The organism is Streptomyces griseofuscus (genome assembly GCF_014673495.1).
GTDB lineage: Bacteria > Actinomycetota > Actinomycetes > Streptomycetales > Streptomycetaceae > Streptomyces > Streptomyces murinus.
Window position 1 is genome coordinate 4098545 of sequence record NZ_CP051006.1, and the last position, 12758, is coordinate 4111302.

General features: G+C 72.0%; 11 protein-coding genes. 4 read left to right on the forward strand and 7 right to left on the reverse strand.

The window, feature by feature from the left end:
- Positions 1 to 3: 3 nt before the first annotated feature.
- On the reverse strand, positions 4 to 1287 hold the full coding sequence (locus tag HEP81_RS18225; protein WP_037658437.1) for an adenylosuccinate synthase: 1284 nt from the start codon (positions 1285 to 1287) through the stop codon (positions 4 to 6).
- 212 nt (positions 1288 to 1499) lie between these two features.
- Between HEP81_RS18225 and HEP81_RS18230 the strand changes: the two genes are divergently transcribed.
- Positions 1500 to 2324: a diacylglycerol kinase family protein gene (locus HEP81_RS18230; protein ID WP_190276010.1), complete on the forward strand. Its 825-nt coding sequence runs from the start codon at positions 1500 to 1502 to the stop codon at positions 2322 to 2324.
- Between the two features lie 127 nt (positions 2325 to 2451).
- Positions 2452 to 3963 carry an APC family permease gene (locus HEP81_RS18235; RefSeq protein ID WP_037658433.1) on the forward strand — a complete coding sequence of 504 codons (1512 nt, stop codon included), beginning with the start codon at positions 2452 to 2454 and terminating at the stop codon, positions 3961 to 3963.
- A 5-nt stretch (positions 3964 to 3968) separates the two neighbouring features.
- On the opposite strand, the gene HEP81_RS18240 is transcribed toward HEP81_RS18235, so the two are convergent.
- Positions 3969 to 4469, reverse strand: a complete 501-nt coding sequence (locus tag HEP81_RS18240) for a GbsR/MarR family transcriptional regulator (RefSeq protein WP_037658431.1) — start codon at positions 4467 to 4469, stop codon at positions 3969 to 3971.
- A 74-nt stretch (positions 4470 to 4543) separates the two neighbouring features.
- Here HEP81_RS18240 and HEP81_RS18245 point away from each other — a divergent pair, with 74 nt between their 5' ends.
- Positions 4544 to 5458 (forward strand): ABC transporter ATP-binding protein, encoded by a 915-nt coding sequence (locus HEP81_RS18245; protein ID WP_037658429.1) that lies wholly within the window; start codon positions 4544 to 4546, stop codon positions 5456 to 5458.
- Positions 5455 to 7059, forward strand: coding sequence for an ABC transporter permease (locus HEP81_RS18250; protein ID WP_037658427.1), 1605 nt, complete (start codon positions 5455 to 5457; stop codon positions 7057 to 7059). Before HEP81_RS18245 ends, HEP81_RS18250 begins: the two co-directional genes overlap by 4 nt.
- A 242-nt stretch (positions 7060 to 7301) precedes the next feature.
- Here the strand turns inward: HEP81_RS18250 and HEP81_RS18255 are convergent, their stop codons facing one another.
- The 5 genes from HEP81_RS18255 to HEP81_RS18275 all read right to left on the reverse strand — a co-directional run bounded on the left by HEP81_RS18255 (position 7302) and on the right by HEP81_RS18275 (position 12754).
- Complete coding sequence (locus tag HEP81_RS18255) at positions 7302 to 8522, reverse strand: cytochrome P450 (RefSeq protein ID WP_037658425.1); 1221 nt, start codon at positions 8520 to 8522, stop codon at positions 7302 to 7304.
- Positions 8523 to 8567: 45 nt separating this feature from the next.
- On the reverse strand, positions 8568 to 9233 hold the full coding sequence (locus tag HEP81_RS18260) for a response regulator (protein WP_037658423.1): 666 nt from the start codon (positions 9231 to 9233) through the stop codon (positions 8568 to 8570).
- A complete protein-coding gene (locus HEP81_RS18265) occupies positions 9230 to 10588 on the reverse strand; it encodes a sensor histidine kinase (protein WP_037658422.1) in 1359 nt (452 codons plus the stop codon). Before HEP81_RS18265 ends, HEP81_RS18260 begins: the two co-directional genes overlap by 4 nt.
- Positions 10589 to 10682: 94 nt before the next feature.
- A complete protein-coding gene (locus HEP81_RS18270; protein WP_037658420.1) occupies positions 10683 to 11363 on the reverse strand; it encodes a response regulator in 681 nt (226 codons plus the stop codon).
- Complete coding sequence (locus HEP81_RS18275) at positions 11360 to 12754, reverse strand: sensor histidine kinase (protein ID WP_375139840.1); 1395 nt, start codon at positions 12752 to 12754, stop codon at positions 11360 to 11362. The genes HEP81_RS18270 and HEP81_RS18275 overlap by 4 nt, the downstream gene beginning before the upstream one ends.
- Positions 12755 to 12758: the final 4 nt, after the last annotated feature.

Consider the following 12758-nt stretch of genomic DNA (forward strand, 5'->3'; position numbering starts at 1 on the left):
GGCCTAGAGGAACGAGTTGACCTCGATCGTCTCGTCCCGGCCCGGGCCCACGCCGATCGCGGAGATCGGGGCGCCGGACATCTCCTCCAGCGCCTTGACGTAGCTCTGCGCGTTCTTCGGCAGGTCGGCGAAGGTCTTCGCCTTGGTGATGTCCTCGGACCAGCCCGGCAGGTTCTCGTAGATCGGCTTCGCGTGGTGGAAGTCGGTCTGGGAGTAGGGCAGTTCCTCGACGCGCTTGCCGTCGATCTCGTACGCCACGCAGACCGGGATCTGCTCCCAGCCGGTGAGCACGTCCAGCTTGGTGAGGAAGAAGTCGGTCAGGCCGTTCACCCGGGTCGCGTAGCGCGCGATCACCGCGTCGAACCAGCCGCAGCGGCGGTCGCGGCCGGTGGTCACACCGCGCTCGCCGCCGATCCGGCGCAGCGCCTCGCCGTCCTCGTCGAACAGCTCGGTCGGGAACGGACCGGCGCCGACCCGGGTGGTGTACGCCTTGAGGATGCCGATGACCCGGCTGATCTTCGTCGGACCCACACCCGCGCCGGTGCAGGCGCCGCCCGCGGTCGGGTTGGAGGAGGTGACGAAGGGATACGTGCCGTGGTCGATGTCGAGCAGCGTGCCCTGGCCGCCCTCGAAGAGCACGACCTTGTCCTGCTCCAGGGCCTGGTTGAGGATCAGCACGGTGTCGGCGACGTACGGCTTGATCTGCTCGGCGTAGCCCAGCAGCTCCTCGACCACCTGGTCGGCGGTGATGGCACGGCGGTTGTAGAGCTTGGTGAGGACCTGGTTCTTGACGTCGAGCGCGGCCTCCACCTTCTGCTGGAGGATCGACTCGTCGTACAGGTCCTGGACCCGGATGCCCACACGGTTGATCTTGTCCGCGTAGGTGGGGCCGATACCGCGACCGGTGGTGCCGATCTTCCGCTTGCCGAGGAAGCGTTCCGTCACCTTGTCGACCGTCACGTTGTACGGCGTGATGACGTGCGCGTTGCCGCTGATGAGCAACTTGGAGGTGTCGACGCCTCGCTCGTTCAGACCGCTCAGCTCGGAGAGCAGGACCGAGGGGTCGACGACGACACCATTGCCGATGACCGGCGTGCATCCGGGAGAGAGGATGCCGGAGGGCAGGAGGTGGAGGGCGTACTTCTGGTCGCCGACGACGACCGTGTGGCCGGCGTTGTTGCCGCCCTGGTATCGCACCACATAATCCACCGATCCACCGAGCAGGTCGGTGGCCTTCCCCTTGCCCTCGTCACCCCACTGAGCACCGAGCAGCACAAGTGCGGGCACGCGCGTACACCCCTTCCGGGCGGGGCATGTCCAAGGTCAGGGGCGCGGGCGTAAGGTTCACCGCCGCGTGCCACCGCGACCGTCGTTGGCCGCACAACCGTCGGACCGGATGCCCCGGAATAGACGAAGCCCCTGGCGCAATAGCGCAAGGGGCTCTTGCACAAAGATGCTACCCGAGGAAGCGAGGCAGGACCGAGGTGGCGACTTTCGCGATGTCCGATCAGCTGCTGGTGATCATCGATCCGGGGGCACGGCAGACGGACGGGGAGTCCGTACGGATCGCGAAAGACGTGCTCAGCGCGGGTGCGGCGGCCAAGGTGTGTCTCCCGGAGGGCCCGGAGGAATTCGCCCGGGCACTGGGCCGTAGGGGTTCCCGCCGACCGGTGGTGGTGGGCGACGACGCCGCCCTGATGCGCGCGGTGACCCTGCTGCACCGGGAGCGGGAACTGGCCGGATGCGCGCTCTCGGTGGTGCCGGTGGGCGAGACGCTCTCCCTGGCGGCGTCCCTGGGGGTGCCGACCGGGGCGGTGGCGGCGGCGCGGGCGGTGCTCGACGGCGCGGAGCGGCGCCTGGACCTGCTGGCCGACGACAGCGGGGGCCTGGTGCTCAGCGGGCTCGCCATCCCCCCGGCCCCGGCGCGGGTGCCCGCGCGCACGCCGATGGCGGCCGCCGCCCGCCCCTGGTACCGGTCCCTGGTGCGCACCCTGACCCCGCGCCCGACCCGGCTGTCCGCGATACCCGCCCCCGGCCCCACCCGGCTGCGGGTGGAGGTCGACGGCGAGGCGCTGGTGGACCTCGACCAGCCGGTGGAGTCCCTCTCCCTGACCCCGGCCACCGGCGGCCTCGCCGAACTGGAGGTCCATCCCCTCTCCGTGGGCGCCGAGGCCGGGCCCCTGCGCGCCTGCGGACGCACGGTCACGGTCACCGGCCCCGACTTCCACTACCGGGCGGACGCGTCGGTGACGGGCCCGGTACGGCGCCGGACCTGGCGGGTGGCCGAGGGGGCGTGGGGACTGGTGCTCCCCGCCCGTCCGTGACCCAGCGCGCCTCGCCCCAATGGTCTAGTGACAAATATTTAACCGTTCCGACCCCTTCCCGTGCCCCCTTCTCGTCCAGCATCCTGCTCCATCAGGACCCAGGGAGCGGACCCGGAGGGGGTCATTCATGGCAGTGGACGAAGGTGTCGTACCGGCGGCGGGGACCGATGGAGGCGAAACGATTCATCGGCTGAAACCCAATGCCGTCGGGCTGCTCGGTGTGGTGTTCATGGCCGTGGCGACGGCCGCGCCGATCACCGCGATGACCGGGAACGTGCCGTTCATGGTGTCGTCTGGCAACGGCATCGGGGCGCCCGCGAGTTATCTCGTCGCAATGGTCGTACTGGCAATCTTTTCCGTCGGATTCACCTCGATGGCGAAGCACATCACGTCGACGGGCGCCTTCTACGGATTCATCTCCTACGGCCTCGGCCGCACGATCGGGCTGGCCTCCGGGCTGCTCGCCACCTTCGCCTACGTCGTCTTCGAGCCCGCGCTCATCGGGATCTTCTCCACCTTCGCCACGACCACCCTGCGGGACCAGACCGGACTGCATCTGCCCTGGTGGTCCTTCGCGATCCTGATGCTGGCGATCAACAGCGCCGGTACCTGGTTCGGGGTCAGCGTCGCCGAGAAACTGCTGGTGGTGCTGCTGGCCACCGAGGTCACGGTGCTCGCCGCGATGGCCGTGTCCGTCGCCCTGCACGGCGGCGGGCCGCACGGGTTCAGCCTTGCGCCCATCGACCCGGTCAACGCGTTCAAGGGCACGTCCGCCGGGCTCGGCCTGTTCTTCGCCTTCTGGTCCTGGGTCGGCTTCGAGTCCACCGCGATGTACGGCGAGGAGTCCCGCGACCCCAAGCGGATCATCCCCAAGGCGACGATGGTCAGCGTCCTGGGCGTCGGGGTCTTCTACGTCCTCGTCTCCTGGATGGCCATCTGCGGCAACGGCGAGGCGGCGGCCGTGAAGGCGGCGTCCTCCGCGAACCCCCTGTCGATGTTCTTCGACCCCACCGAGCGGTACGTCGGCCACTGGGCCGTCGACGTCATGCAGTGGCTGATGATCACCGGGTCACTGGCCTGCGGGATGGCCTTCCACAACTGCGCCGCGCGCTATCTCTACGCCCTGGGCCGCGAGGGCGTGCTGCCCTCGCTCAAGCGCACCGTCGGCCGCACCCACGCCCGGCACGGCTCGCCGCACATCGCCGGGCTGGTGCAGACGGGGGTGGCGGCGGTGCTGATCGGCGCGTTCTGGATCGCGGGGAAGGACCCGTACACCGGGACGTACGTGCTGCTCGCGATCCTCGGGACGATGGCGATCCTGGTCGTCCAGGCCGTCTGCTCGTTCGCCGTGCTGGCGTACTTCCGCTCGCACCACCCCGAGAGCCGGCACTGGTTCCGTACGTTCGCCGCGCCGCTGGTGGGTGGGGTGGCGATGCTCGGGGTCGTGGTGCTGCTGGTGTCCAACATGGGGGCGGCGGCGGGGAGCGAGTCGGGATCGCTGGTGCTGCGGGCCACGCCGTGGCTGGTGGGGGCGGTCGCGGTGGCGGGGGTGGCGTACGCGCAGTACCTCAAGCGGCGGGCACCCGAGCGGTACGCGCTGCTGGGCCGGACCATCCTGGAGGAGACCAGGGAGCGGTGACGGACTCAGCGGTGTCTCGCGTCCCGGTAGGCCCGCCACCGCTCCATCATCTCCGCCACGTCCCGCTCGATGAACTCGAAGAAGTCCAGCGTCTCGGCAAGGCGGCGGCCCGCGGGGGTGTCGGCGCCGAGGCTGGTGACGCCCTCGCGCAGGGCGTCCTCCCAGCGCTTGATGATGGCGTTGCGGCTGGTGAGGGCCTCGTACCACTGGTCGCTGTGCACGCGGTAGCGCTCACGGCGGGAGCCGGGTTCGCGTTCGCGGGAGACCATGTGGACCTGGGAGAGATAGCGCACCGCGCCGGAGACGGCGGCCGGGCTGATCCTCAGCTGCTCGCCCAGCTCGGCCGAGGTCAGGGTGCCGGTGTCGGAGGCGAGCAGGGCGGCGAACACCCGGGAGGGCATCCGGGTCATCCCGGCCTCCACGAGCTGCGCCGCGAAGTGCTCCACGAAGGCCGAGACCGCCTCGGGATCCCGCCCCGCCCCTGCCGCGCCCACCGCATCCGTCATGGTGCTCACCGTACCCAAATTTAGGGACCTTCGGTAACTTCACAAATTTGTGAAGGAAGCGTACGTTCGGGCCCATGACGAAGGCAATCACGGTCGCCGGACTGCACAAGTCCTTCGGCCGTACCCACGCGCTGGACGGCCTCGATCTGGAGGTCGAGGCCGGCGAGGTGCACGGCTTCCTCGGGCCGAACGGCGCGGGCAAGTCGACCGCCATCCGGGTGCTGCTCGGGCTGCTGCGCGCGGACGCGGGCGCCGTGCGGGTGCTGGAGCGCGACCCCTGGCGGGACGCGGTGGAGGTGCACCGGCGGATCGCCTATGTGCCCGGCGATGTGACCCTGTGGCGCAATCTGTCCGGCGGCGAGGTCATCGACCTGTTCGGCCGGCTGCGCGGGGGCCTCGATCCCCGGCGGCGCGCCGAACTGGTCGAACGCTTCGAGCTGGACCCGACGAAGAAGGGCCGCACCTACTCCAAGGGCAACCGGCAGAAGGTCGCCCTGGTCGCCGCCTTCGCCTCGGACGTGGATCTGCTGGTCCTGGACGAGCCGACCTCGGGCCTCGACCCCCTGATGGAGGAGGTCTTCCGGCGCTGCGTGGAGGAGGAGCGGGCGCGCGGCCGTACGGTCCTGCTCTCCTCCCACATCCTCGGCGAGGTGGAGCAGCTGTGCGACCGGGTCAGCATCATCCGCAAGGGGCGGACGGTGGAGAGCGGTTCGCTGGCCGAGCTGCGGCATCTGACCCGGACCAGCGTGAGCGCCGAACTCATGGACGAGCCGCGCGGGTTGGCGGAGCTGCCGGGCGTGCACGACCTCGACGTACAGGGCCGGCGGGTGCGGCTCCAGGTGGACACCGATCAACTCGACGGCCTGCTGCGGGCGTTGGGTGAGTCCGGGGTGCGGACGCTGACGTCGACACCGCCGACGCTGGAGGAGCTGTTCCTGCGGCACTACGCACAGGACGCCGACGCGGAGCCGGACGGGGTGGCGGTATGAGCGCGGCCGTCGTGTCCCTGCGGGCGGGCGGTGCCCGGTCGTTCGCCGGAACCGGAACCCTGGTGCGCCTCGCGCTGCGCCGGGACCGGGTGCTGATCCCGGTCTGGATCGCGGTGATCACGCTGATGGTGCTGTCCATGCCCGCCAGCCTCCGGTCGATCTACGGCACCCCCGCCGCCCGCGCCGACCTGATGCACCAGATGGCGGCGAACACCTCGCTGCGCGCCATGGTCGGACCGGTCTTCGCCGACTCGCTGGGCGCGCTCACGGCCTGGCGGGTCGGCGTGTACGCCGGTGCGCTCGCCGCGGTGCTGAGCCTGCTGGTCGTCGTACGCCACACCCGGGACGAGGAGGAGAGCGGGCGCCAGGAGATGGTGTCGGCCGGAGCGGTCGGACGGCGGGCCCCGCTGACGGCCGCCCTGGTGACGGCGGCGGCCGCGAACGCGGTCCTCGCGGTACTGATCGCGGCGGGCCTTGCCGCGCAGGGCGGCGCGGGGGCGGTGGCGTTCGGGCTCGGCGTCGGCGGGACCGGGCTGGTCTTCGCGACCATGGCGGCGATCGTCGCCCAGCTGACGGAGAGCGCGCGGCTCGCCCGGGGGCTGACGTCGGGGGTGCTGGGCGCGGCGTTCGTGCTGCGCGCGGCGGGCGACTCGGCGTCCTCCGACGGTTCCTCGGCCATGACCTGGCTCTCTCCGCTCGGCTGGCTGGAGGAGCTGCGGGCCTTCGCGGGCGAACGCTGGTGGGTGCTCGCGCTGTTCGCGGCGGCGGCCCTGGTGCAGGGCGCGATCGCCTATGAGCTGGCCGGGCGCCGGGACCTCGGGATGAGCTTCCTGCCGACCCGGCCGGGACCGGCGACGGGACGGCTCGGCACGGCGGGCGCGCTGGCCTGGCGGTTGCAGCGGGGCGGTGTGCTGGGCTGGGGACTGGGGTTCTTCGTCGCGGGGGTGGTGTACGGCGGGGTCGCGACCGGCGCGGCGGACCTGGTGCGCGACAGCGATCAGGCCCGGGAGATCTTCCAGCGGATGGGCGGGCAGTCGGGGCTGACGAACGCGCTGCTGGCGGCGCTGACCGGGATGCTGGGGCTGGTGGCGGCGCTGTACATCGTGCAGTCGGTGCTCCGGCTGAGCGGCGAGGAGTCCTCCGGCCGGGCCGAACCCGTGCTCGCGGGCGCGGTCGGCAGGCTGCGCTGGGCCGCCGGGCATCTGGTGATCGCCTTCGGCGGCGCGGCCCTGCTGATGCTGCTCACCGGTCTGGGCTTCGCGGCGGGCTACGGCAAGGACGTCGGCCCGCTGCTGGCCGCGTGCCTCGTCCAGCTCCCGGCGATCTGGGTCATCGGCGGCATCGCCGTCCTGCTCCACGGCGTCCTGCCCCGCGGCGCGTCCGCGGCCTGGGGCGTCGCCGGCGCCGTCCTCCTCCTCGGCTGGATCGGTCCCGCCCTGAAGGCCCCCCGGTCCCTGCTGGACCTCTCCCCCTTCACCCACCTCCCGAAGCTGCCGGGCGGCACGGTGCACTGGCCGCCGATGCTGGCGCTCACGGGGATCGCGGTGGTGCTGGTGGGGGTGGGGCTGGCGGGGCTGCGGAGGAGGGATGTGGCGGGGTGAGGGCGGGCCTCAGCCGACGTACTGCTTGAGGTCCTCGGTGTCGATCTCGATCCCCAGCGGTTCCGGGAGGGAGAACTTGGCACCGAAGGGCTTCTTCTCGGCGCTGCGGTATCCGACTCCACGGTCAACGGGGATGCGTGCGTCACAACCGTCATGGTGCCCTCCTCGTCAGGCGAGCACCAGCGTGCCGTGCCCCCGTGGGGCATATGCCAAAACGTCCGCCCGATCAGCCGAACGGGTGATCACCGCACCTCCACGCTCAGCCCGTCCAGGCCCCGGATCACGAAGTTCGGTTTGCGGGTCGGGTCCTTCGCCAGGGTGAGGGTGGGGGCCCGGTTCAGGAGGGCGGTCATGGAGGCGGTCAGTTCGAGGCGGGCCAGGGGGGCGCCGATGCAGTAGTGGATGCCGGCACTGAAGGAGATATGGGGGTTGTCGGCGCGGGCGAGATCGAGGCGGGTGGGGTCGGGGAAGACGGCCGGGTCGTGGTTGGCGGAGCCGAAGAGCATGGCGATCTCGGCGCCGCGCGGGATCACCGTGCCGTCGATCTCGATGTCGTCCAGAACCCAGCGCTCGAAGAGCTGGAGCGGGGTGTCGTAGCGCATCAACTCCTCGATCGCGGTGGGGATCAAGGAGTGGTCGGCGCGCAGGGCGGCCAGCTGGGCGGGGTTGCGGAAGAGCGCCCACCAGCCGTTGACCGTGGCGTTGACGGTGGCCTCGTGGCCCGCGTTGAGCAGCAGGACCGCGGTGGAGATCATCTCCTGCTCGGTCAGCCGGTCGTCCTCGTCGTGCGCGGCGATCAGCCCGGAGATCAGATCGTCCCCGGGACGCCCGCGCCGCTCGGCGATCAACTCCCGCAGATACTCGGAGAATTCCACCGATGCGCGGACCGCCCGCGCCGCCGTGTCCTCGGACGGATTCAGCTCGTACATCCCGCAGATCGCCGCCGACCAGGGCCGCAGCTGCGCCCGGTCCGCCTCCGGGATCCCCAGCATCTCGGCGATCACCGCCACCGGCAGCGGCTCGGCGACATCCGTCAGCAGATCGCCGCCGCCGTCCCGGACGAGGCCCCCGACCAGCTCGTCGGCCAGACCGCGCACATACGGCTTCAGCCGCTCCACCGTGCGCGGGGTGAACGCCTTCGACACCAGCCGCCGGATCCGGGTGTGGTCCGGCGGCTCCAGGTCCAGCATCCCGTGATCGTTGAGCGTCCGGAACGGCTCGTGCGCGGCCGGCGGCGCGCTCCTCCCGAACTCCTCGTGCGAGAAGCGGTGCTGGTACGTCCGCCCGAGCCGCCGGTCCCGCAGCAGCGCCGAGACGTCCGCGTGGTGCGGCACCAGCCACTGGTTTGTGGGCTCGTACCGGACCACCCGCCCGCGTGCCCGCAACTCGGCGTACGCCGGGTACGGATCGGCCACGAACGCCGGGTCCCAGGGATCGAAAGCGAGGTCTACAGGCCCTGACATGCGCCGACGCTAACCCGCCGGACCGGATCTGACCAGGCCATGGGCTCAGCCCGGCGTCACCAGCCGCGCCTCGTACGCGAACACCGCCGCCTGGGTGCGGTCGCGCAGGCCCAGTTTGACCAGGATGCGGCTGACGTGGGTCTTGGTGGTGGACTCGGCCACCACCAGGCGTTCGGCGATCTCCGCGTTGGACAGGCCCTGGGCGATGAGGACCAGGACCTCGGTCTCGCGGTCGGTGAGGTCGCCGTAGGCGCCCTGGGCCGCGGGCAGCGGCCGACGGGCCTCCGGGAGGCGGGAGAACTCGGAGATCAGGCGCTTGGTGACGGAGGGCGCGAGCAGCGCCTCACCGGCGGCCACCACCCGCACCCCGTCGGCCAGTTGGCGCGCCGAGGCGTCCTTGAGGAGGAAGCCGGAGGCGCCCGCGCGCAGGGCCTGGTAGACGTACTCGTCCAGGTCGAAGGTGGTCAGCACCAGGACCTTCGCCGCGGCGTCGGCCGCGACGATCTCCCGGGTCGCCTCGATGCCGTTCAGCTCGGGCATCCGGATGTCCATCAGGACGACGTCCGGGGCGAGTTGCCGTACCCGCTCCACCGCCTCGCGGCCGTTGACGGCCTCGCCGACGACCTCGATGTCCGGCATCGCGTTCAGCAGGACGGAGAAGCCCTCGCGGACCATCATCTGGTCGTCCGCGATCAGGACACGGATCGTCATGCGCCGCCCTCGGGTTCGGCCGCCGGGGTCGCCACGGGGAGGAACACTGCCACCTCGTAGCCCCCCTCGGTGGTGCGGGCCGCCGTCATCTCGCCGTCCAGCATGGTGACACGCTCGCGCATGCCCGTGAGGCCGTGCCCCGCGCCCGGTGACGGCTTCAGCAGGCTCGGCGCGGGCGGCGGCCCGTTGACCACGCGCAGCCCGAGCCCGCCGAGTACGTAGGAGACCTCCACCCGGGCGCTCGCCCCCGGCGCGTGCCGCAGGGTGTTGCTCAGCGCCTCCTGGACGATCCGGTAGGCGGACAGCTCCACCCCCTGCGGCAGTTCGCGCACCGCGCCGGTCACCGCCTTGTCCACGGTGAGCCCGGCCTCGCGGACATTGGCGAGCAGCCGGTCCAGATCGGCGAGCGTGGGCTGCGGGGCGTCCGGTGCCTCGTAGTCCTCCGCGCGGACGACCCCGAGGACCCGGCGCAGCTCGGTCAGGGCCGCCACCGCGTTCTCCCGGATGGTGACGAACGCCTTCTCCAGCTCCGGCGGCGGGTTCTCCACCCGGTACGGCGCCGCCTCCGCCTGGATGGCGACCACCGACATGTGGTGGGCGACCACGTCGTGCAGCTCCCGCGCGATGGTGGTGCGCTCCTCCAGCAGGGTGCGCCGCGAACGCTCGTGCTCGGTCACCGTCTGCTGCGCGGTCACCTCCAGGGCGGCCTCCTTGCGGACGTGCCGCACGGCGACCACCAGCAGGATCAGCGCGGACACGAACATCATCTGGGCTATGGCGTCCTGGTCGTACGCGTGGCCGAACAGGCTCGCGTCGAAGAAGCTGTACGCCCCGGTCAGCGCCCACATCCAGGCAGCGGTGCGCGGCCGGGTGCGGATCGCCACGACGGTCAGCACCACCAGGTGGGAGAAGAAGCTGCTCGGCGTCCAGTTGCTGCTCATCGGATCGCTGCCGCTGATGATCCCGGTGACCGTGCACCCCGCAAGGGACAGCCAGAACGCCCCGGCCGGGCGGACCAGGGTCAGCAGGACCGGCGCCAGGGCCAGCAGACCGCAGATCATGGCCGGCCCCATGGAGGTGTCGGCGCGGAACAGGGCGATCCACAAGGCCAGCAGGCCGAAGAGGGCCACCACGGCGTGCCGGCCCCAGGGCGCGTACTCCCTCAGCCGGCCCGAACGGCGGCGCACGAAGCGGCTGTCGGGGCCGAGCGGGGGCAGCGGCCGGTAGGCGAAGGCGTCGTGGAACAGGTCCTGCCGCAGCCCGGCGAGGGCATCCGCGGCCAGCCGGAACTCCGGGCTGCGCGGGCGGCCGGACCCGAACGGTCCTGTCGGGTGCGGGGGCGTCGTCTCGGTCACAGGGAAAACCGTAGGCGGCGGGCGGTGTCCGGACGTCACCTTGGAGTCGGGTTCCCCGGCCTCCGTCTCAGGTACTACTCGGGGCATACGGCCCTCACCGCGTCCCCGGCCGGATCAGGCCCGACTCGTACGCGAAGATCGCGGCCTGGGTGCGGTCCCGCAGTCCCAGCTTCACCAGGATCCGGCCCACATGGGTCTTCACCGTCTGCTCGGCCACCACCAGCCTGCCCGCTATCTCCGCGTTGCTCAGCCCCTGTGCGATCAGCGCCAGTACCTCCGTCTCCCGTTCGGTGAGGTCCCCCACGCGCCGGTGCCGCGGGGAGCGGCGACCGCCGTGCAGCCGGGAGAACTCGGCGATGAGGCGCCGGGTGACACCGGGGGCGAGCAGGGCGTCGCCGCCGGCCACCACCCGTACCGCCTCGGCGAGTTTGTCGGCGGAGGCGTCCTTGAGCAGGAACCCGGAGGCGCCGGCGCGCAACGCGTCGTACACGTACTCGTCCAGGTCGAAGGTGGTCAGGACCAGGACCTTGACGGCGGGTTGGGCGACGGCGATGTGCTCGGTGGCCTGGATGCCGCCCAGTTCGGGCATGCGGATGTCCATCAGGACGACGTCCGGGGACAGTTCGGCGGACCTCGTGATCGCCTCCCGGCCGTCCACCGCCTGGCCGACGACCTCGATGCCGGGCTGGGCGTTGAGCAGTACGGTGAAGCCCTGCCGGACCATCTCCTGGTCGTCGGCGATGAGTACGCGGATGGGGCCGGCGCCGCTCGTCATGGGGTCTTTTCTCCTGGGGTGGACATGGGCGGGGGCGGGGTGCCGTCGCCGGGCAGGAAGGCCGTGACCGTGAAGCCGCCCTGGGCGGTGGCGGCAGCGGTGACCCGGCCGCCGAGCATCGCCGCGCGCTCGCGCATGCCGAGCAGTCCGTGCCCGGCGCCCGGGGAGGGCGGAACCTTCCGCCGGGGGCGGGAGTTGGCTATCTCCAACTGGAGCCCGTCCGGGCCGTGGACGACCTCGACGCGCACCCGGGAGCCCGGCGCGTGCCGCAGCGCGTTGCTCAGCGCCTCCTGCACGATCCGGTACGCCGACAGCTCCACGCCCGGGGTGTACGGCCGTACCGCGCCCCGCACCTCCGCGCTCACGTCCAGCCCCGCGGCCCGGGTGTTCTCGATCAGGGTGCCGAGCCGGGCCAGGGTGGGCTGGGGGGCGTCGGGGGCGGCGCCGGTGCCGGGTGCGCCGAGCCCGTAGGGGCCCTCGGGGTCCTCCGGGTGCTCGGAGCGCAGCACGCCGAGGACCCGGCGCAGTTCGGTCAGGGCGTCCAGCGCGTTCTGCCGGATGCCCGTGAGGTTCTCGACCAGTTCGGGCGAGGGCCGTTCCACCAGGTGGGGGGCCACCTGGGCCTGGATGGAGATGACCGACATATGGTGCGCGACCACGTCGTGCAGTTCCCGGGCGATACGGCTGCGCTCCTCCAGGAGGGTGCGCCGGGCCCGCTCCTCGGCGGTGAGGCTGGTCTGCTCGACGAGTTCGTCGCGTGCCTGGCGGCGGCCGTGCAGGGCGATGCCGAGCACCGTGACGACCGCGGACAGGACCACCGCGGCGACCCCGGTCGGCTGATAGCCGGCCCCGCCCCAGCCGCCCTCCAGGGCCCAGGTCAGCAGCGCGGTCAGGGCCAGCGCCTCGACCGCCACCCGGGCGCGCACCCGCAGCGCGAGCAGCAGCAGGACCAGCAGGTGGCCGATGATCCCGGCGGCCGTCCAGGGCCAGGAGAACACCACCCCGGGTGTCTCCCCCAGGTGCGCGCGCACGGCGATGGCGCAGACCACGGTCGCCGCCATGGACAGCCACCAGGCCGCGACGGGCCGGCGCAGCGCGAGCAGGACCGCGCCCGCCGGTGCGAAGCCGATCGCGAAGGCGGCGCCCGGGTTCAGCCCGCCGTTGTTCCCCAACTGGGCCACACCGCCGAGCGCGACCCCGAACGCGGCCAGGCAGACCAGTCCGTGCGGCAGCCAGCGCAGCCACACGAACACGGGCAGTGGATCGCGTCGCGCCGTCCACAGGTCGTCGCGCAGCACGCGCAGCGCCCGCAGCGCTCCCGGCACCCATAGCCCCTGCCGCCCGCGGTCCGCGAGCAGCGCGAACCCCTGACGATCCCCCGATTCCGTCACGCCG